Genomic DNA, 581 nt, shown 5'->3' on the forward strand with positions numbered 1-581 from the left:
AAATGAATAAACTATTGTTGCTATTTAAGAAAGATTGGTAAGTTTTCTGATTGAATAACTAAGGCTGTCATTCCCATCTTGCTTCCTGATAAATGTCCTTCACCCTTATTCCACAATACTCCTTCTCCACTTTTGAGATTAATTCTCTTTTCGTCTTCTCCTGCTACCCATCCTTCCCCTTGTACTACTATGAATAATTGTGGAACAGGTGCTTCATGATAACCAACAATGCCATCAGGATCAATATGAATAAAGCCTATATTAGTTGCTTCTTCTGTTTTTAATATTTTTGAATAAAAAGCAGAAATTGAATTATAATTTCCAATTTCATTACTATCTTCTTTATTAAAAATATATAATTCCATCGAATTCACCTCCACCTTACGACTCTTTTATTACTTAATTTTACATTATGTCAGCAATATTGAATATAATTTCCTTTTCGGTCAGCTCTTCATCATCTAACGTCTCTTTCAGTTTTGCTTTCGTTTTAGGATTTTTAACATTTGTAACGCTCCTTTTCGCAATAGTAACGATACCATTCATTTGTTCATCCCATTTATCTTGTGATTTTCACTTTC

1 protein-coding gene and 1 pseudogene are annotated in these 581 nt (G+C 31.7%); both read right to left on the minus strand.

Going from position 1 to position 581, the window contains the following annotated elements:
* Positions 1-20 precede the first annotated feature (20 nt).
* Positions 21-365 carry a cupin domain-containing protein gene (locus V7183_RS19665; protein WP_335360559.1) on the minus strand — a complete coding sequence of 115 codons (345 nt, stop codon included), beginning with the start codon at positions 363-365 and terminating at the stop codon, positions 21-23.
* A 61-nt stretch (positions 366-426) separates the two neighbouring features.
* Positions 427-573: pseudogene (locus V7183_RS19670) on the minus strand (terminase); the annotation flags it as partial.
* Positions 574-581: the final 8 nt, after the last annotated feature.

The organism is Bacillus sp. JJ1127, from assembly GCF_036965845.1.
Lineage (GTDB): Bacteria > Bacillota > Bacilli > Bacillales > Bacillaceae_G > Bacillus_A.

What these genes read in the sequence shown, in the direction of transcription:
- V7183_RS19665 (WP_335360559.1), bottom strand. Translation starts at nt 365, where the DNA reads ATGGAATTATATATTTTTAATAAAGAAGATAGTAATGAAATTGGAAAT.